Annotated in this window: 14 protein-coding genes; 5 read left to right on the top strand and 9 right to left on the bottom strand. The window is 64.0% G+C overall.

The window, feature by feature from the left end; translation table 11 throughout:
- The first annotated feature begins 3 nt into the window (after window positions 1-3).
- Window positions 4-1,338 carry an iron uptake transporter deferrochelatase/peroxidase subunit gene (gene efeB, locus AD89_RS0113145; RefSeq protein ID WP_025779607.1) on the top strand — a complete coding sequence of 445 codons (1,335 nt, stop codon included), beginning with the start codon at window positions 4-6 and terminating at the stop codon, window positions 1,336-1,338.
- A 184-nt stretch (window positions 1,339-1,522) separates the two neighbouring features.
- Here efeB and rplI read toward each other — a convergent pair whose 3' ends face one another.
- From rplI to AD89_RS0113100, 9 genes are all read right to left on the bottom strand, one after another.
- A complete protein-coding gene (gene rplI, locus AD89_RS0113140) occupies window positions 1,523-1,981 on the bottom strand; it encodes a 50S ribosomal protein L9 (RefSeq protein WP_025779605.1) in 459 nt (152 codons plus the stop codon).
- A 16-nt stretch (window positions 1,982-1,997) separates the two neighbouring features.
- A complete protein-coding gene (rpsR, locus tag AD89_RS0113135; protein ID WP_025779604.1) occupies window positions 1,998-2,237 on the bottom strand; it encodes a 30S ribosomal protein S18 in 240 nt (79 codons plus the stop codon).
- A gap of 46 nt (window positions 2,238-2,283) precedes the next feature.
- Window positions 2,284-2,910, bottom strand: a complete 627-nt coding sequence (locus AD89_RS0113130) for a single-stranded DNA-binding protein (protein ID WP_025779603.1) — start codon at window positions 2,908-2,910, stop codon at window positions 2,284-2,286.
- A gap of 34 nt (window positions 2,911-2,944) precedes the next feature.
- Window positions 2,945-3,235 carry a 30S ribosomal protein S6 gene (gene rpsF / locus AD89_RS0113125; protein ID WP_025779601.1) on the bottom strand — a complete coding sequence of 97 codons (291 nt, stop codon included), beginning with the start codon at window positions 3,233-3,235 and terminating at the stop codon, window positions 2,945-2,947.
- A 109-nt stretch (window positions 3,236-3,344) separates the two neighbouring features.
- Window positions 3,345-4,670 (bottom strand): hypothetical protein, encoded by a 1,326-nt coding sequence (locus tag AD89_RS0113120; protein WP_025779599.1) that lies wholly within the window; start codon window positions 4,668-4,670, stop codon window positions 3,345-3,347.
- 16 nt (window positions 4,671-4,686) lie between these two features.
- The gene (locus AD89_RS0113115) at window positions 4,687-7,104 is read right to left on the bottom strand and encodes a transglycosylase domain-containing protein (protein WP_025779597.1); all 2,418 of its coding nucleotides are present in this window, start codon (window positions 7,102-7,104) and stop codon (window positions 4,687-4,689) included.
- A 281-nt stretch (window positions 7,105-7,385) separates the two neighbouring features.
- A complete protein-coding gene (locus AD89_RS0113110) occupies window positions 7,386-9,092 on the bottom strand; it encodes an AMP-binding protein (RefSeq protein ID WP_025779595.1) in 1,707 nt (568 codons plus the stop codon).
- A 232-nt stretch (window positions 9,093-9,324) separates the two neighbouring features.
- Window positions 9,325-10,698 (bottom strand): choice-of-anchor L domain-containing protein, encoded by a 1,374-nt coding sequence (locus AD89_RS19355; protein ID WP_025779593.1) that lies wholly within the window; start codon window positions 10,696-10,698, stop codon window positions 9,325-9,327.
- Window positions 10,699-10,917: 219 nt separating this feature from the next.
- Window positions 10,918-12,393: a CCA tRNA nucleotidyltransferase gene (locus AD89_RS0113100; protein ID WP_025779590.1), complete on the bottom strand. Its 1,476-nt coding sequence runs from the start codon at window positions 12,391-12,393 to the stop codon at window positions 10,918-10,920.
- A 140-nt stretch (window positions 12,394-12,533) separates the two neighbouring features.
- Here AD89_RS0113100 and AD89_RS0113095 point away from each other — a divergent pair, with 140 nt between their 5' ends.
- The 4 genes from AD89_RS0113095 to AD89_RS0113080 are packed head-to-tail and all read left to right on the top strand — an operon-like array spanning window position 12,534 to window position 19,469.
- A complete protein-coding gene (locus AD89_RS0113095; RefSeq protein ID WP_025779589.1) occupies window positions 12,534-13,022 on the top strand; it encodes an NUDIX domain-containing protein in 489 nt (162 codons plus the stop codon).
- Window positions 13,019-15,301, top strand: a complete 2,283-nt coding sequence (locus AD89_RS0113090; protein WP_025779587.1) for a DUF6049 family protein — start codon at window positions 13,019-13,021, stop codon at window positions 15,299-15,301. The genes AD89_RS0113095 and AD89_RS0113090 overlap by 4 nt, the downstream gene beginning before the upstream one ends.
- A 3-nt stretch (window positions 15,302-15,304) precedes the next feature.
- Window positions 15,305-16,924: a murein biosynthesis integral membrane protein MurJ gene (gene murJ / locus AD89_RS0113085; protein ID WP_025779586.1), complete on the top strand. Its 1,620-nt coding sequence runs from the start codon at window positions 15,305-15,307 to the stop codon at window positions 16,922-16,924.
- A 22-nt stretch (window positions 16,925-16,946) separates the two neighbouring features.
- On the top strand, window positions 16,947-19,469 hold the full coding sequence (locus AD89_RS0113080) for an integral membrane protein MviN (RefSeq protein ID WP_025779584.1): 2,523 nt from the start codon (window positions 16,947-16,949) through the stop codon (window positions 19,467-19,469).
- Window positions 19,470-19,581: the final 112 nt, after the last annotated feature.

Raw genomic sequence — 19,581 nt, 5'->3', positions numbered from 1 at the left:
CCGATGAGCACTGACGAACACAGTTCTTCCGCCGACGGCGCTGTCCGCGGCATTCCCCGTCGACGGCTCTTCGCCCTCGGCGGGGCGGCGGGAGCGCTCGGAATCGGCGGCCTCGGCGGTGGAGCGATCGGCTACGGGGTCCGCGGGGCGCAGGAGAAGAAGCAGTCCGCAGTCCATCTCAGCTACCCGTTCCGGGCCGAAAAGCAGCAGGGCATCCTCACTCCCGCCCAGGACAATATGTTCACCGCGGCCTTCGATGTCACGACCACCGACCGGCAGGCGCTCATCGGGCTCCTCCGGGACTGGACGGTCGCGGCCGAACAGATGAGCGCCGGCGACCTCGTCGGCGGGGTACCGGATGCCAATGCGGAACTGCCGCCGAAGGATTCCGGCGAAGTCTGGGGCTACCCGGCCAGCGGTCTGACCATCACCTTCGGCTTCGGTGCCACACTGTTCGTCGACTCGGACGGCGAGGATCGCTTCGGGCTGAAGGACAAGATGCCTGCGATCCTCAAGGAGGGTGTCCCGAAGTTCGCGAATGAGGCGCTGCACGCAGATGCCAGTGATGGGGATCTGCTCGTCCAGGCGTGTGCGAATGACCCGCAGGTGGCTGTTCACGCCATCCGCAACCTCACCCGCATCGCCTTCGGCACTGCGAAGCTGCGGTGGGGTCAGATCGGCTACGGTCGGACCTCGTCGACGTCGACACAGCAGGAGACCCCGCGCAACCTATTCGGGTTCAAGGACGGGACGAACAACATCAAGTCCGAAGACCCGCAGAAGGAGCTCGATAAGCACCTCTGGGTCCAATCCGGTGACGACCCGGCCTCCGATTCGTGGCTGTCCGGCGGGACCTATTTCGTCGCTCGCAAGATCCACATGTACTTAGAGATCTGGGATCGGGTGTCGCTGGCTGAGCAGGAGGACATCATCGGCCGCGACAAGCGCTTCGGCGCCCCGCAGTCCGTGGCCGATCCCGACACCGATGAGGAGTTCACTCCGCTCGACTTCTCTGCGCAGAACGCTGAGGGCGCCCCTGCCATCGACGCCCGGGCCCATGTCGCGATCGTTGCACCCGAACACAACAAGGGCGCAAAGATGCTGCGCCGCGGATACAACTTCACCGACGGCAACGACTCTCTCGGCCGCCTCGATGCGGGGCTGTTCTTCATCTCCTTCGTCCGGGATCCGCGGACGAACTTCTATCCGATCCTCAAGACGATGGCACAGAAGGACCTGCTCACCGAATATCTGCAGCATCGGGCCTCGGCGCTGTTCGCGATCCCGCCCGGCGTGGGCACCGGGGACACGATGATCGGCCAGAAGCTCTTCAGCTGACCCATGCCGCCCGGGCCGTGATCTCGAGCCCCAACCCGCCCACACACGACCACACGAACAAAAACGCCGAGGCGGCACCTGAACTCAGGTGCCGCCTCGGCGGTGGTGTGTTGGGGGTTCCCCCGATCCCAAAGGACCGGGCGGATCCTCACCACGTCCGAATCATTCGGACGCAGGCCGTCGATCAGGCCTTGCCGATGACCTCGAACTTGATCTTCGCGGTGATCTCGTCGCCGACGCGCACAACAGCGTTGTAGCTGCCGGGAGTCTTGACGTGACCGGTCAGAGCGACCTGACGGCGATCGAAGTCGCGTCCGGTCGCGGTCTGCAGGGCCTCGGCCACGAGGGCAGGGGTGACGGCGCCGAAGAGGCGACCGTTCTTGCCGGCCTTCATGTCGATGCGAGCCGTGGTCGACTCGAGTTCGCCCTTGACCTTGATGGCTTCGTCGTGATCGGCGATCTGCTTGGCCTGGCGGGCCTTGCGCAGAGACTCGATGTGCTTCTCAGCGCCGGCGGACCAGGCCGAAGCCCAGCCACGAGGCAGAAGCAGGTTGCGTGCGTATCCGGCACGAACCTCGACGACGTCGCCGGCGGCACCGAGGCCGTCGACTTCCTGGTTCAGAATCACTTTGCGGTTAGGCATGTCTGTCTCCCTCCGATCAGCGAGCTGAGCTCGAGTAGGGCAGAAGTGCCATCTCGCGGGCGTTCTTGACGGCCTTTGCGATGACGCGCTGTTCCTGCACGGTCACACCGGTGACGCGACGTGCACGGATCTTGCCGCGGTCGGAAATGAACTTACGGAGCGTAGCGGTGTCCTTGTAGTGGATGTTCGCCGCTTCGCCCTTCTTGAGCGGATTAGCCTTCTTCTTGATAGGCTTCCGGATCTCTGGCTTTGCCATGAGTATCTCCTGTTAACGAATGTCTCGAAATGTCTTCAGACGTGGATCAGAACGGGGGTTCATCGGCGCCGGGGTTGCCCCAGCCGCCGTTGCCGCTCTGCGGGTTCGATGATGCCCAAGGGTCATTGGCGGGTGCGTTGTTGCCGCCCTGGCTGTAACCGCCCTGGCGCTGTCCACCCTGCTGGCCGCCCTGCTGAGGGTTGTTGCCCCAACCGGAGGACTGCTGGTTGCCGAAGCCGCCCTGCTGGCCGCCTCCGCCCTGGCCTCCACCGAAGCCGCCGCCACCGCCGAAGTTTCCTCCGCCGCTGGGGTTGTTCTTCGTCACCTGGGCGGTGGCGCGTCGCAGGCTGGGGCCGACTTCGTCGACGTCCAGCTCCATGACTGTGCGCTTCTCGCCTTCCTTGGTTTCGAAGGACCGGGACTTCAGTCGACCCTGAACGACGACCCGTGTACCGCGCTGCAGAGATTCGGCGACGTTCTCTCCCATTTCACGCCACACCGAGCAGCGCAGGAACAGGGTCTCCCCGTCCTTGAACTCGTTGGCCTGACGGTCGAAGATGCGCGGCGTCGAGGCCACGGTGAAGTTTGCGACTGCCGCACCGTTCGGTGTGAAGCGCAGTTCGGGATCGCTGGTGAGGTTCCCGACGACCGTGATGACTGTTTCGCCTGCCATTGAATCTCCTTGAAGCGAGGTAGCTTAAGATGCCTTACTTGGCGTCCGGGCGGAGGATCTTCGTGCGCAGAACGGACTCGTTGAGTCCGAGCTGACGATCGAGTTCCTTGGTCGTTGCAGGCTCGGCGTGGAAGTCAACCACGACGTAGTAGCCTTCGGACTTCTTCTGGATCTCGTACGCGAAGCGACGACGTCCCCAGATGTCCACGTTGTCGACGGTGCCGTTCTCAGCCGGGACAACCTTGATCAGGTTGTTCACGGTGTCAGCCAGCGTCCGCTCTTCGAGGTCGTTATCAAGAATGAGCATGAGCTCGTACTTGCGCATATGTCACCCACCTCCTCTGGTCTTTGCGGCCATGGTCGGTCCATGGCAGGAGGGTATATGCACGCCCGCTCCCGATCCCGTGATGGTCACGAAATGGGAACAGACCTCACTAGTCTAATCGACCAGTGCGCTGGCTGTCATGTTCATCCGCGTGGTCTTCCTTACCTCGCCGAGGCGGCGCTGCAGTGACCGTGGCACCGCGGATACCGCGGCGGTAGAGGTTCTCACCGGCCATGATCACGACGAGGACGAGGGCCAGCAGCCGCAGCAGGGTGAACAGGGCGACGAAGGTGGAGTCGAGTCCCTTGTCGGCTTCGAAGCCGGTCACATCGCCGAGTTGGATGGCAACTGCGAAGACCGCCTCGGCGAGGGTCCAGACGATGAGCACCCACCAGCGGCGGATGGACAGGGCGATGAAGGGCAGCAGCCACAGGCTGTCCCAGGGCATGAGGCCCGGTGCCAGCAGCAGGCAGCCGCCGATGAGCAGGCACGCGGCCACTGCCGGATCGAGGCCGGTGCGGCGGACCATGTAGAGGGAGACGGTGACGGCGAGGACCACTCCGGCGCTGACGATAATCCACAGCGGTGCCCAGACGGAGCCGTCGCCGAGTTCGGCCATGACCAGGATCGAGGCGAAGGATCCGCCGTCGACGGCATCGGAGTACCAATGGATGATCCGGTCGATCGCGGTCAGGTCGACAACGAGCAGCAGCGCCGAGGTGATCGTGGCCGCGGCGAGCATCATCCGCGGATTGCGGGATTTTAGTCCCCGGGCCGGATTCGGTCCGGCCAGGGTCAGCGCCAGGAGGACGAGGAGGGCGAGCGGATTGATGAACGTCGCGATGCCCAGCAGCACACCGGCCAACCATCCGCGCGGGCGCAGCGGAGGCGTTCCGACGAAGAGGACCACAGCCCACACCGCCAGGGCCAGGGCGAGCGGGTCGAGAGTCGAGCCGAGCGTGAAGAGGATGAGCGGGGAGGCGAAGAGCGCGACCAGCCACCCGCGGAAGCGGGCGAGGACGAGGAGTCCGGCGCCGAGTGCCGCGATGCCTGCGGTGTTGAGCAGGAGCACGCCGACCATGAACACGGAGACGTCGTCGGTGAATAGGTGGAACAGGTCGACCAGGCGGGCTTCCAGTGGGGCCAGGGCCGCCGCCCCGCTGTGCGACCGGCCGAGCACCTCGGGGTTGACGTCACCGAGGAACGCCGTGGACAGGGGTCCTGCGCACATCCTCGCCGAGGCGGACGGCTGTTCGTATCCCGAGCTCAGACACGGGCCCTGCAGAGCCAGGGCGAGGAAGGTGGTGATGCCGAGGACTGCAGCCAGCGCTGTGGCCTGCGCACTGGCGAACCGGCGGCCGGCGGCACCGAGGTGAATGCCGACCGGACCGCCGAGCAGAGGCTCGGCGATCCGGGTGCTGGACTTCGAGGGCATGACTCGAGGTTACCGGTCAGCCGGTGATGTCATCGATGCCCAATCCGCCGTCTTCGCTGCTGCCGTTTCCGGTGTCTCCACCGCCGGTGTCTCCACCGCCGCCGGAGCCTCTGTCGGTACCGTTGCCGCCGCCACCGGTGTCACTACCGCCGCCGGAGCCGTTGTCGGGGCCGTCATTGCCGCCGTCACCGGAGTCTCCTTCGCCGCCGTCCTTTCCGTCGGAGTCCTTCGAACCTTCGTCGGAGCCGTCCTTCGCGCCTTCTTCCTTGCCCTTCTCGTCTCCGTCGGAATCCTTGTCCTTGTCCTCGTCGTCCTTGGGAGTCTCGATCGGAGCCTTGGGCTCCTCCTTCTCCTCGTCCCCATCGCTGCCGTCGTTGCTGCCCGATGGCGCCTTGGGTTCGGGCTTGGGTGCGACCGGCTCGTTCGTATTCGTCGGCTTAGGCTTGTCGGGCAGTTCGCCGCGGGCCGGGAACTGCTCGACCTTCTCACCCTGGAGGGCCTGCTTCATGTAGTCCGTCCAGACCTGCACGGGGAACGAACCACCCGTGACCTCGCTGCGGCCGCCATATGCGCCGATGGACAGCTGTTTGCCGTCGACCTCTCGGTAGAGGACGACCGAGGTCGCGAGATTCGGGGTGTACCCGGAGAACCAGGCAGCCTTGTTCTCATTCGTCGTACCGGTCTTGCCGGCGGCGGGACGACCGAGGTTCTGCGCGTAGCTGCCGGAACCGCCCTGGACGACCTGGCTCAGAGCATACGAGGTCTCAGCACCAACTGCCTTGTCGAAGACGCGCTTGCCCTTGGTGTCTGCCTTGTACACTTCCTTGTCCTCGGAACCCTGAGTGACCGTCTTGATCGCGTGGGTCTCGTGGTGGACTCCGTTGGCGGCGAATGTCGCGTAGGCGTTGGCCATATCGAGGGGCTTGACGCTGGGCACACCGAGGACGGTCGATGGGTTCGCCTCGCTCATGTCCAGCGTGCACTGCCCGGTGTCGCCGGTCTCCACCTGCTTTTCCGTGCAGGCAGGACTGACTCCCGCACGTTCGGCGACATCGATCGTCTTGTCCGTGCCCACCTGAACATTCAGTGCGGCATAGGCGGTGTTGATCGACGACTGGGTGGCCTTGAGCAGGCTCACGGGTCCGTAACTCGTGTTTCCGAAGTTCGTCACCGGCCAAGGCTGACCGTTGTTGTCGATCGATGTCGGGCTGGCTCCCGGATAGGTGTCCGTCAACCGCACACCATTCTCCAGCCCTGCAACGAGGGCGAACGGCTTGAATGTCGAACCGGCCTGCACATGGCTCTGAGTCGAGGCGTTGAATGCCTGGTCCAGGTAGTTCTTGCCCCCGTAGAAGGCTTCGATTCCGCCGTTGTCCGGGTCGATCGAGACGAGCCCGGCCTGCATGCCTTCGGGCTGATCCTGCGGGAGGGTCTTGATGGCCTGCTCGGCCGCCTTCATCCGGTCCTCGTCGAAGGTGGTGACGATGTTGTAGCCACCGCGGTCGAGCTGAGCCTCATCAATGTCGAGCTTCGCCAGCGCCTCACGGCGGACGAAGTCCCACATGTAGCCCTTCTGGCCCGACAGCGAAGACTCCTTGTTCTGCTTCTGCACCGTCGGCATCTCGACCTTTGCGGCCTGCTCCTCGGTGATGAAGCCTTCGTCGACCATCGACTTGACTACATAGTTGAAGCGGTCCTCGTACGCCTCGGGGTTCTCCGAGGGATCGGCGGCACCGGGGCGCTGGATCATCGCGGCCAGCAGAGCGGATTCGCTGACGTTGAGTTCCGAGGCCGGCTTGTCGAAGTAGTTCTGCGCTGCCACCTCGACGCCGTAGGAACGACGGCCGAGGTAGATCGTGTTGAGGTAGTTCGCGAGGATCTCGTCCTTCGACTGCTGCTGGTCGATCTTGAGCGAGATGAACATCTCCTTGATCTTGCGATCAAGCGAGTGCTCGTTCGTCAGGTAGAAGTTCTTCACGTACTGCTGGGTGATCGTCGAACCGCCACCCGCGTACTGGTTCGTGGCCACACCGACGACGGCGCGGGAGAGACCCTTGATCGAGATGCCGCGGTTCTCGTAGAACGAGGTGTCCTCGGCAGCGATCGCGGCCTTCTGCATGGGTTCGGAGATCTCGTCGATGTCCACGGACTTGCGGTCCTCGACCTTGTACTGGCCGATCGGCGTCTTGCCATCGCTGTAGTAGATCGTCGAGGTCTGACCGGTGGCCTCGAGGTTGGGCTCGGGGATGTCCGTTGCGGCATACCCGACGGCGAATGCCACGCACAGGGCGATGACGAGGCTGAGTCCGCCGACGACGAGTATGCGAATGCTCGGCAGGAAGCGAGTCCATCCGCTCACACCCGCTCTGGGGTAGTTGAGCAGATTCTTCGTATTCCTGCCGATGTTCTTGGCTGTGTGTTGTCCCTTAGCCACCCAAGGTCCTCCAGGTCAGTCAGCCTGCCGCAATGCGTGGCGACGAGGTCCGAAAAAGGTCAAAGACGCCAATCAGTTTGGCACGCATTCATTAGTAGAGGATGAAAAAGTGCTGAGCCCGACGCCCTGCAGACTTGCAAGGTTACCGAATAGTTCTCAGAGTAACCCTGCATTCGGCATCTCACCAGGCATTTTAATTCTCGACTGGAGAATCAACTGTGACGGTTGCGTGTTTGCTCACATTCAACAGTCCACCGGCTTGAACGAGCCCAGCCTCACCCTCAGCCCTTGAGGTCGAAGTCCGTATCGGAGTACTCGTTGCCCTCCACAGCGGGTTCTCCGCTGAACGGATGCAGCTGGTCTTCGCGGGCCCGCAGCTCGACGCGGCGGATCTTGCCGGAGATGGTCTTCGGCAGCTCGGCGAACTCGAGGCGGCGGATGCGCTTGTACGGTGCCAGGTGCTCCCGGCAGTACGCGAGGATCGACCGCGCGGTCTCGTCATCGGCCTCGAACTTGCTCGAGACGACGACATAGGCCTTGGGCACAGCCAGACGCACCGGATCCGGCGACGGCACGACAGCCGCCTCGGCGACAGCCTCGTGCTCGATGAGCACGCTTTCGAGCTCGAAGGGAGAGAGTCGGTAGTCGCTGGCCTTGAACACATCGTCGGCGCGACCGACATAGGTGATGTAGCCGTCCTCATCCCGGGAAGCCACGTCACCGGTGTGGTAGACGCCGCCGGCGAAGGCCTCTGCGGTCTTCTCCGGATTGCTCCAGTAGCCGGTGGTCAGACCGACGGGTCGGGGATCGAGGCGCAGGCAGATCTCACCCTCGTCGCCTTCCTCACCGGTCGCCGGGTCGATGAGCACGACATCGAAGCCGGGCAGGGCCTTGCCCATCGAACCGTATTTGAGCTCCTGATCGGGAGAGTTGCCGATCTGCAGAGTCGACTCGGTCTGGCCGAACCCGTCGCGGATGAGCACACCCCATTCGCTGTGGACGCGATCGATGATCTCGGGGTTGAGGGGCTCGCCGGCACCGAGGGCCTTCGACGGGGGATTCTTCAGATGGCTGAGGTCGGCCTGGATGAGCATGCGCCACACGGTCGGCGGGGCGCAGAAACTCGTCACTCCCACACGGTCCATCGTCTCCATGAGAGCGTTGGCGTCGAAGCGCGAGTAGTTGTACAGGAAGACGCAGGCCTCGGCGATCCACGGGGTGAAGATATTCGACCAGGCGTGCTTGGCCCACCCGGGCGAGGCGACGTTGAGGTGGACGTCGCCGGGCGTCAGGCCCATCCAGTACATCGTCGAGAGGTGACCCACCGGGTAGGAGACATGCGTGTGGGCGACCATCTTCGCCTTCGAAGTGGTGCCCGAGGTGAAGTAGAGGAGCATCAGGTCATCGGCGCGCGAGCTGCCCTGGGGGTCGAATTCGGTGCTCTCGTCATCGGCGTCGGCATAGCTGTAGTCCTGCTGGCGGGTGGGCTCCCCGCCGACGACGATGCGGACGACTTCGACATCGACGTCATCGAACTTCGCGGCATCCTCGGCGCCGGCGACGACGAACTCTGCCCGACCGCGCTCGGCCCGGTCGGTGAGGTCGATGGGGCCCAGCTGTGTCGTGGCGGGCATGAGCACGGCACCGAGCTTGATGCCGGCGAGCATCGTCTCCCACAGCTCGACCTGGTTGTTCAGCATGACCATGACGTGGTCGCCGCGCTTGACCCCGGCACGACGGAGATGATTCGCCACCTGGTTCGACCGGGCAGAGAGCTCCGCGAAGCTCCACTTGCCCTCGGTTCCGTCCTGCTCGACGATCCACAGGGCGGGCTTGTCGTTGTTCACGGCGATCTGGTCGAACCAGTCGAGCGCGAAGTTGAAGTGCGTGAGACGCGGCCATTCGAACTGTTCGCGGGCGGCATCGTAGTCGCTGCGGAGCTCGATCAGCTGATCTCGGGCTGCCCTGAACTCGTCGGTCACTGTCATTGTGATCTCCTCACGTCATCGGCCACGCCACCGACTGTGTCGTCATGTGATGTCTGGCACATTCGTCTGTGGTGTCGAATCTACCAGTCGGTCTGATCCGACTTCCGCCGGGGTGGGATTTCTTCGGCCGCACACAGATGACAAGGGCATCGGCTCCCGGATTCGTCCGGGGCCGATGCCCTTGTCAGTGACCGTAATGGAGGTCGCTCAGTTCGCTGCCGAGGTCACTCGGTCAGCTCCGACGGTTCCTGCGGGTGAGGAACACTGCAGCACCGCCGAGGAGCAGCAGCAGGCCGGCCGCTCCCATCGTCACCGCGGCGTCCACACCGGTGCGCGGGAGCTCACCGCCGGGAGTCGGTTCGTCCGTGGGCTCCTCGCTGGGCTCGTCACTCGGAGTCTCGGTCGGCTCATCGCTGGGTTCATCGCTCGGAGCTTCGGTGGGTTCGTCGGTGGGTTCATCGGTGGGTTCATCCGTCGGAGCCTCGGTGGGCTCCTCGGCGACCGTAACCGTGACCGTGGCCAGGTTCGAATCGGCGGCTCCATCATTGGCCCGGAAGGTGAAACTCGTCTCGCCGAGGAAGCCCGAGTCGGGGGTGAAGGTGAGATCGGCCCCGGTGCCCGTGAGCGTGCCGTTCGCAGGTTCATCGACGACGGTGTAGCTCAGGGCGTCGCCGTCGACGTCACTGGCTTCCAGAGGCGTTTCCACAGGAGTGTCGAGCGCCGTCGTGAAGTCGCTGTCCTCGGCCACCGGAGCAGTGTTCGCCTTGAACGTGCCCTGTTCGATCAGGACAGCGGAGTCAAGGATCTCGTCGGAGGTATCGGCGATGGCGAGCTTGATGTGGTTGGCTTCACCGGCCGTGACCGCGGCTGCGCAGACGAGCGGATCGGTGAATCCGTCGAGCTCGGTGTCGAACGGGGTATCGGCCTCCTGGGAATTGTCATTGTAGAGGCCGGCGTTTGATTCGTTGTTGATGGTGTTGACCGTGACCGGGTCACCTGAATCGGTCACGGCGCAGTTCTCACCGTTGACGAAGAAGCCGAAGACATCGTTGAACGAGCTGTCGACGTATTCGTTGTACTCCTCGGAGCCGAACACATAGGTGAAGGCGATCTGATCGGTCTCGGGCACGAAGTCGAATTCGAGCACCGCCGCGTCGTTCGTCGAATTGGGTGAGACGATCGCATCGAGATCGGCATCTCCGGCGGTGCCTGAGATGGTCGACATCGAATCATCGGAATTCGGACCGAGCAGTGAGGAGTACTCCCCGCTCACGGCTCCCGACGACAGCGCCACACCCGATTCGATGCCGAGGTCGGTGACACCTGAGACCGTGCCGGCAGCAGTATCGGCACCGGTGTAGGTCACGTTCGAAACGTCGACTCCGGAGCCGACGATCTGCTCGACGAGCCCTTCAGCGGTGAGGCCGCCTGTGAGATCGGCAGCGCTCTGGCCCGGGGAGGCCTGGCTGCCGACCTGCTGCTGAGCCGACTGTTCGCGCAGGTCGGCAGGAGCGGCCTGGGCGACGGAGGCACTCATACCGACGAGAGCCAGAGCGGCTGCCCCCGCGGTGATGGCGACGCGTCCGCGTCTGAATGGTACGTCCATGTACTCTCTCCAAAACGATCAGCGGGGAGACAGAGGTCTCCCCAGTCAACTGGTCATTGCAAAAGGGAAGATTTCAATTACTACAGCGACAATTCCCATTGTCATCGGCAGATTACCGCCGAATACAGATTACTACGGAAATACTTTCAGTAACAATTCAGGAACGGCTCTCCACCCCGGTTGACCCTCATCTGAGGCCAACGGCCCAGCGAGGGCCCATCACTGTCCGTGGGCTTCCCACCATTCCCGCAGTTCCGCCTCGGCGCGTTCGGGACCGAGCGGTCCGTGCTCCATCCGCAGCTCGAGCAGGTGTTTGTACGCCTTTCCCACCAGCGGCGATGGTTCGATGTCGAGGATCGACATGATCTGCTTGCCGTCGAGATCCGGACGGATCGCATCGAGCTCCTCTTGTTTCGCCAGGGCCTCGATGCGCTCTTCCAGGTCGTCATAGGCGAACGCCAGCCGGTCGGCTTTGCGTTTGTTCCTGGTGGTCACGTCCGCGCGGGTGAGGATGTGCAGACGCGAGAGCAGACGTCCGGCATCCGTGACATAGCGGCGCACCGCCGAATCGGACCACCCGGCGTCGCCGTAGCCGTAGAAGCGCAGATGCAGTTCGACGAGGCGACCGACCGCCTTCGTCGTGTCCTTGTCGAAGCGCAGCGCCTTCATCCGCTTGGCCGTGAGCTTCGCACCCACCGCATCGTGATGGTAGAAGGTCACAGCACCACCGGGCTGGAAGCGCCGAGTGGCGGGTTTGCCGACATCGTGCATGAGCGCCGCGAAGCGAACGACGAAGTCCGGCACCCGCAGGCGCTGCGGATCGTCGTCGGCCATTCCGGCCTCCTCCTGGGCCGCGGCATACCGGCCCTCGAGTTCGACGGCCTGACGCAGCACGGTCAGCGAATGCTGGTAGACGTCCTTGTGCCGATGATGCTCGTCGGTCTCGAGCTGGAGTCCGGACACCTCGGGGAGCACATGATCGGCGATGCCGGTGCGCACCAGCAGGTCGATTCCGGCCACCGGGTCGATGCCGGTGATGAGCTTGACGAGTTCGACCTGGACGCGTTCGGCGGAGATGATCTCGATCCGATCGGCCATCGCCGTCATCGCCTCTTCCACCTCAGCCACGGGATCGAGCCCGAGCTGGGAGGTGAACCGAGCCGCGCGCATCATCCGCAGCGGATCATCGGAGAACGAGTCCGCGGCTGCCCCCGGAGTGCGGATGCGACCGGCGATGAGGTCGTCGAATCCCTGATGCGGGTCGACGAAGGTCTTCGAGGGCAGACGGATCGCCATCGCCCCGATCGTGAAGTCACGGCGGACGAGGTCGGCGTCGAGGTCAGTGCCGAAGGCGACCACCGGTTTGCGCGAATCCTCTTCGTAGGCTTCGGCACGGTAGGTCGTGATCTCGATCTGCACCCCGGACTTCACGGCCCCGATGGTGCCGAATTCGCGCCCGATGTCCCAGTGCGTGTCGACCCAGTCGGCGATCAGGGCCAGGATGTCATCGGGATGCGCGTCGGTGGTGAAGTCGAGGTCGGGCATGGGCCGGCCGAGCAGCGCGTCGCGGACTGAACCGCCGACGAGGGCGAGTTCGAAACCGGCTGAGGAGAACCTCTGACCTAGCGGGCCGAGGATGTGCTCGAGTTCGTCGAGCTTGTCGTGCAGTCGGTTGTGCGCGGTCTGCGGATCCACCGAGCTCCTTCGGTTCTTCAGATTTCTGCTCTTGCCCAGGGGAACTCACCTCCCGCATCCAGGCGCGAGTTCCGGTCTCCATAAGACTACCGGGAGCAGATGACACGAAACTTCCAAGCTTCGCCTACTAAGGTAGGAGAATGACCACACCGATGCCCAAGCCGGGACCCCGCACGTCCCGCCGCACCACAGTGGAGGAGATCTCCGCCGGTGGCATCGTTGTCGACTTCTCTCACCCGTTGCTGACCGTGGCCGTCATCGCCCGGATCAATCGCGCCGGACGGATCGAATGGTGCCTGCCCAAGGGACATCTCGAGGGAACGGAGACCCCCGCCGAGGCGGCCCGCCGTGAGGTCGAAGAGGAGACCGGGATCGCCGGGCAGATCATCTGCCCGCTGGGAACCGTCGACTACTGGTTCACCGTGACCGGAATCCGGATCCACAAACTCGTCCACCATTTCCTGCTGCGCGCACAGTCGGGGACTCTGACCGTGGATAATGATCCTGACCAAGAAGCGATCGATGCGGCGTGGGTGCCCTTCAATGACCTGCGCTCACGACTCTCCTTCGCCAATGAGCGCCGAATCGTCGCCGCCGCCCGACCGATGGTGTCCCGACTGGAGCAGTGAAACCCATTCCCATCCGCCGACTGCGATTCCTCACCGCCCTGCTGAGCACGCTCCTGCTGCTCGCAGGGCCGGTTTTCGCGTACTCGCTGATCACAGCCGCCCCGGCCGCTGCCAGCACCGAGGCGAACAAGGACGAGGTTTCGATCACCCTCGATGAGGTGACTCCCTGGGTCGATGACAAAGGCACGCTGACCGTGCGGGGAAAGATCTCGAACACGACGAAGAAGGCAGTCGAGAAGCCGAGCCTGAGTCTGCAGATGTCGACCCGCAAACTCGATTCCGAATCCGACTTGAGTTCCTGGAAGCAGGGTCAGGCACGGCACCGCACCGTCGCCGATCTCGACCATGATGGCCCCGAGGCGAGGAAGAAGGCGCAGAAGGACAACGACACCGATGACTCTTCGGGAAGCACCCTCGACACCTCGTTCGACGACATCATCGATCCCGGCGCCACCGCAGAGTTCACGTTCCGTGTGCCCGCTGACGACCTCGATCTGAGCACGTCCTCACCCGTGAGCACGTGGGGGCCACGGGGGCTGGCGGTCCAGCTCGGCGACGACACCGGACTGCGAGCCTCTGCCCTCGGCTTCACCACGTGGTACCCGGAGCCGCAGTTCGATCAGACGAAGATCAGCCTGCTCGCTCCCGTCACCCTGCCCGGCCACTCCGAAGGCGGACTCATCCCCGCCGACAGGCTCGATGCCGCCATCGCCGAAGGCGGCTCGCTCGACATGATCGCGAAGCTGCTGGAACACGAAGAGCTCGCTCTGGCGATCGATCCGCGGGTCATCGTCTCCTTCGAAGCCGCGATTGCCGAATCTCCGTCCGCCGACCCACCGGAGGAGACCGAGGGCCCCGACACGGGCGACGGTGAAGAGACCCAGTCGCCGCCGATCGGGGCGCCCGAGAACGACGACGCCGATTCCAGCGACGCCGAGCTCGAAGCCGCAGAAGACCAGCGCAAGCGTCTCGACTCCTGGTACCAGGACTTCGTGGACTCGGCACAGAAGCACACGGTCGTCGCTCTGCCCTATGGCGATCCCGACCTCAGTGCGCTGCGCGGGACGAAGATCGACCGACTGAGCACCTTCGCTCAGAAACAGCGCACGATCGTCACAGACGTCTTCCCCGATGCCCGCACGGACATCGCTTGGCCAGTAGCAGGAAGCGCGACGAAGAACGGGCTGCGAGCGCTGAAGAAGTCGGGCAATTCCACCGCGATTATCAGCGACGCTCAGCAGCCCTCGATCACCGGCATCCACGATGATGCGCATTCGCAGACGACGATCACCGATGACGGGGAGTCGACGATCGACACCCTCATCTCCGATTCGAAGCTCACGGACATGAGCGCCGAGGTCATCGCCGAGGACAACCCCGCCGGGCTTCTGTCCGAACTCGTCGCCGAGTCCGCGGTCATCCAATCCGAGGCCCCCTACCGTTCCCGGAGCCTGTTCGTTCCGCTCCCACGCGCGGCCGCCTCGGCGAATTGGGAGCAGACCGTCGAGGAACTGAGCTCGGCACCGTGGATCGCCCCCACCGGGGTCGATGAGATCCTCGACTCCGACTCCGAGGAGCGCGGAATGCTGCGGACGGATTCCGACGCTCCGCACATCCGGAAGAAGGCCGTGAAGTCCCTGGCCGAGACCCGGGCGAATCAAGAGGACTTCAACAGCGTCTTCAGCGACCGTGACAGCGCCGATATCCGACTCGACCGCGAGCTTCTCACCTGCACCTCGGCGGCGTGGACCCTGGGCCGGAATGCGAACATCTGCGCCGATCAGGCCCGTGAGCAGAGCGAGAAGCTCATGGACAGCCTCCGTCTGCGCAAGGGATCGTCCGTCCTCCTCGTCACCGGGGAGAAGACGACGATTCCGGTGACGATCGTCAATGATTCCCCCGCCGAGGCGACCCTGCGGATCAGGATGAAGCCGAAGACCCCGCAGCTGCGGGCGCAGGAGACGGAGACCGTGAAGGTGCCCGCCGCGGAGACGATGCGTGTGGATGTGCCCGTCGAAGGCCTCGCCAACGCCGATGTGCCGACGACGATCGAGATGGTCACCGCCGACGAGGTGGTCCTGCCCGAGCAGGAATCACTCATGGTTCGGGTGCGCGCCGATTGGGAGAACATCGGCACCGCTGTGATCGGGTTGGGCCTGGCCGTCGTGTTCGTGATCGGCTTGATCAAGACCATTTCGCGCGGGCGACCGAAGATCCCCGAACAACAGCTGGCGGACGCGATGGCCCGCGCCACGACCGACGAGAACGAAAAGAGGTAGAGCGTGTCCAGCTTCTCATCCCTGGCCCGGTCCTCGGCGATCATGACCGCCGGCACCATGACCTCGCGTGTGCTCGGATTCGTCAAGGCCTCGATGCTGGCCACCGCGATCGGTGTCACCGCAGTCCAGGCCGATGCCTTCGATATCGCGAACAAGGTGCCGAACACGCTGTACATGCTGCTGGCCGGCGGTGTCGTCAACGCCGTGCTCGTCCCGCAGATCGTGCGTGCCTCCAAACGGGACGACGGCGGCGCCGACTTCACGAACCGGCTGCTGACCCTGTCGTTCCTGCTGCTGGCGGGCGTGAGCATCATCGCCACCGCTGCGGCACCGCTGCTCGTCTGGCTCTACTCATCGGGGTGGAGCCACGAACAGCTGGCCCTGGCCACCGCCTTCGCCTTCTGGTGCCTGCCGCAGCTGTTCTTCTACGGTCTCTACACGCTGCTGGGCCAGGTGCTCAATGCGAAGTCGTCGTTCGGCCCCTATATGTGGGCGCCCGTGCTCAACAACGTCGTGGCGATCGCCGGTCTTGCCGCCTTCATCCTCATCTTCGGCACGAACAACGCCTCACCGCACGATCTCGACACATGGACCCCGGATAAGATCGCGCTCATCGCAGGCACGGCCACTCTCGGCGTCGCGGCCCAGGCTCTCATCCTCATCTGGCCGCTCAAGCGGATCGGATTCAAGTACAAGCCGACATTCGGGTTCCGCGGGGTCGGTCTCGGCTCGGCCGGCAAGGTCGCGTTCTGGACGTTCTCGGCCATGCTCATCGGCCAGATCGGCTTCCTCGTCGTCTCCCGTGTCGCCTCGGGGGCGTCGATCCCCGGCGACGGAAACGCCTCGAACGCCGCATATACGACCGCCTACCTCGTGTTCATGCTCCCGCATTCGCTCATTGCGGTCTCTCTGGCCACGGCTCTGTTCACCTCCTTGGCCAAGGACGCGGCGAACGATGACACCGAAGCCGTCGTCAACGACTTCTCCATGGGTGTGCGGATGGTCGGGTTCGTCAATTCCTTCGCCGCAGTGGCCTTCATCGTCCTCGCCACCCCGGTCGCGATGATCATCGCCGGTGAGGGTCGGGAACAGGCCACAGCCATCGGTCTGGTCATCATCACGATGGTCTTCGGGCTCATTCCCTTCAGCGCGAATTATCTCGCGCAGAGGGTCTTCTATGCCTACGAGGACGCGAAGACTCCGTTCCTCATCCAGCTGCCGCAGATCATCTTCCAGTCCCTGGCGGTGCTCTCGGCCACGATCTTCCCGAAGTCGGTGACGGTGGCGATCATCGGGCTCGTCATGAGCCTCGGATACCTCATGGCCATGGTCATCTCGTTCGCGGTCCTGAAGAAGCGCCTCGGCGCCATCGATCTGCGTGAGATCCTCACGTCGCACCTCAAGTTCCTCCTCGCCGCGATCATTGCCGGTGGGGCAGGTTTCGGTCTGCTCTACTTCTTCCCGGACTTCGCCTTGGCCGGACGCTGGCAGGCGTTCATCACCACGGCCGTCGTCGGCACCGTGATGCTCCTGTTCTTCATCGGAGCTTGTTATTTGCTCAGAGTCAGAGAGTTGCATTCGATAATTGGCGTGGTTGCTGGAAAACTAAGAAAAACAGCCTGAGCCCCGTCAATCCCCACCGGAGGTGGTCGCCCTGATCGATATCGAACCCGGCATGGTGGTGGCCGGCCGTTATGTCGTATCGACCGTCGACCGTCGGTGGCTTCCCGAGAAACCCGAGGTCGGCGCCGTCTGCACAGGTCTCGATGCGATCCTCGACGAGCCCGTGCTCATCCTCGTCGCCGATGCCGATGGCTCCAACGACGTTCTCGAAGCCGCCCGTCGCGTATCGATCCTCGGTGACCCGCGCATCGCACCGACGCTCGACGTCGGTCATTCCAACGGGCTGGACTACATCGTCATCAAACGCATCGCGGTGACGCCGTTCAACCAGATCCTGCCGCGTTCGCCGCTGCCCGTCGATGCCGCGTGCGCGCTCATCGGGGAAGTCGGCACGGCCCTCGTGACCTCGGCCAGGCGAGGCCTGTTCCATATGTTCCTGCGGCCGAGCGTGGTCGGTCTGACCTCGAAGGGTGCGGTGGTCATCGCGGGCATCGGCATCGATGCGGCACTGGCGCTGGACACCGGGCTCGTCGAGCAGAAGGACTACACGCCGACGAAGGCATCACGGCGGGACGCACTCGCTCTCGTTCAGCTCTTCTATGCGGCTCTGACCGGGTTCTGGCCAGGTGAGGAGCCATTCGACGGCATTCCTCCTGCGGAGAAGGAGAATGCCCGGATCGCCCGGGCGCAGGCGCTCAATCCCGACGTCCCTGACAAACTCGATGATTTCGTCAGCGGAATCATCACGGGTGCGGATCCCGGCCCGGGTTCGGTCGCCGAGGTCCTCGGCTACATCGACTCCTGGGATGCCCAACTGCTGCGCTACGTCAATCGTGCTCCTGCGGCGGAGAACGAGCATCTTTTCGAGCAGTCGCCGCGCAGCTTCGACGAAGCCACCAGCCTGCCCGCACCACGATCGAAGTCCATCGGGCCCGGTCCTGACGGTTCGGCCAGCGCGAGCGAAGATCAGGTGCAGGCCGCCCTCGTGCGTATCGGCATCACCCGACCGGGCACTCGGGGACTGGCTGCCGGTGTGGTCGGACACACCACGGGCCGGTATGCCGACCGGATGCAGATGCGCGAAGCCTCGAGTTTCCCCATCGCCAAGGAACAGCTCGACAGCGCCGCGCAGGACTGGGAGGAATGGCAGCCGGAGCAGACGTATTCGCAGTATTCGGAATACGCAGAGCACGAATACGACGAGAACCTCACGACCCCGATCATGAGTCGCGAAGACGATTCGGATCCCGATACTCAGGCGCTTGAGATCGTCCCCGACAACGATGACGAGGGTGATGAGAACGATACCCGCGTGATCATGGACAACGACGAGGACGAGGACGACGGTTCCTGGTTCCTCGGCGGCATGTTCGAAACCAACGAACAGCAGCGCGAGCATCAGCGACGTGAATATGAGCGCGAACGTCGGATCGCGAAGGCCAAGGAGGACGAAGCGCGCAGGCGCCTCGCCGCCTTCGAGGCGAGTTCGGGCACACGAGCGCAGGACGCCGATGCTGCCGCCCCACCGAAGGAGGTGCGTCGACTGTCCCCGGATTCCGTGGATGATCACAGTGCAGCGGACGATCAGCACTCCGTCGGTGAGCCCAGCGTCGAGGCGGCCGGGGCCTCCTCGTCGGTCCGCCCGGCCGAGCGGAAGGCCGGGAAACCCCGCCAGCAGCACAGCGATTCCACCGATGCAGCACAGGCTGCGTCTGCGAAGAACCGGAACAAGGCCGCCGGGGCAGTCGGTGCTGCGGCAGCAGCAGGCGTTGCCGGTGCAGGCAGCGGTGCAGCGAAGTCGTCGAGTTCAGCGGGCGCGAGCTCCGCAGCCGCTGCTGTTTCGACGGCAGGAGGTCCCGGCGCCGGTGGTTCCGGCGGCAGTCCTGCTTCTGGCGGTGCAAGCGGCGGTTCGGGAGGAACAGATCCCGACGAGCGTGATCCCGCGGCCACTCGGAAGCCTTTCCTATGGTTAGTTCTCGGCCTCGCGGTCGTCGCCGCAATCGTGCTCGGCATCGTCATCATCGGATTCAACTCCGGAGACGAGGAGCCCACCCCGGTCTCCGAAACTTCGGCTCCGAGCGAGCAGCCGACGAAGAAGGAAGAGAAGACGACTCCGGAGGCCGATCCGCCGAAGATCGAATCCGTCGAATCCCTCGACCCCGAGGGCGATGGATCGGAACACGACAGCGAAACCGACAAGGTCATTCCCAAGACCGAGGGGTCGTGGAACACGGACCGGTACAACTCTGCGAACTTCGGCAATCTCAAGTCGGGTCTCGGCCTGCTCTTCGAGTTCGAGGACTCGACCACCATCAGCAAGATGAAGGTGGCATCGGCGAACTCCGGAGGCAAGTTCGAGATCCGCGACGGGGACGACCCCGAGGACGCAGAAGTCATCGGCGAAGGCGTCTTCGATGCCGATGGGGCTGTCACCGTGGAATTCGATGAGGAGGTCGAGACCGACAAGCTCATCCTCTGGATCACAGAACTGCCGCAGACGGACGGCGGCTTCAGGGCCACCATCAGTTCCGTGAGATTCTTCTGAGCCGACCGGTGCGGAATAGTCCTCGGCACCGTACCGTTATAGATACGAACGTCATCGAGTGCGCCACGCCGCGGCGCGCCGAGCACAGCAGATAGAAGCAGGGAACTTTTCA

This window comes from Brevibacterium sp. VCM10, assembly GCF_000583215.1.
GTDB lineage: Bacteria > Actinomycetota > Actinomycetes > Actinomycetales > Brevibacteriaceae > Brevibacterium > Brevibacterium linens.
This window is presented reverse-complemented; position numbering and strand designations above follow the sequence as displayed.

Coding starts and splice junctions, on each gene's coding strand:
- AD89_RS0113120 (WP_025779599.1), bottom strand. CDS start 4,670: ATGCCCTCGAAGTCCAGCACCCGGATCGCCGAGCCTCTGCTCGGCGGT.
- AD89_RS0113110 (WP_025779595.1), bottom strand. CDS start 9,092: ATGACAGTGACCGACGAGTTCAGGGCAGCCCGAGATCAGCTGATCGAG.
- AD89_RS0113095 (WP_025779589.1), top strand. CDS start 12,534: ATGACCACACCGATGCCCAAGCCGGGACCCCGCACGTCCCGCCGCACC.
- rpsF (WP_025779601.1), bottom strand. CDS start 3,235: ATGCGCAAGTACGAGCTCATGCTCATTCTTGATAACGACCTCGAAGAG.
- rpsR (WP_025779604.1), bottom strand. CDS start 2,237: ATGGCAAAGCCAGAGATCCGGAAGCCTATCAAGAAGAAGGCTAATCCG.
- AD89_RS19355 (WP_025779593.1), bottom strand. CDS start 10,698: ATGGACGTACCATTCAGACGCGGACGCGTCGCCATCACCGCGGGGGCA.
- rplI (WP_025779605.1), bottom strand. CDS start 1,981: ATGCCTAACCGCAAAGTGATTCTGAACCAGGAAGTCGACGGCCTCGGT.
- AD89_RS0113130 (WP_025779603.1), bottom strand. CDS start 2,910: ATGGCAGGCGAAACAGTCATCACGGTCGTCGGGAACCTCACCAGCGAT.
- efeB (WP_025779607.1), top strand. CDS start 4: ATGAGCACTGACGAACACAGTTCTTCCGCCGACGGCGCTGTCCGCGGC.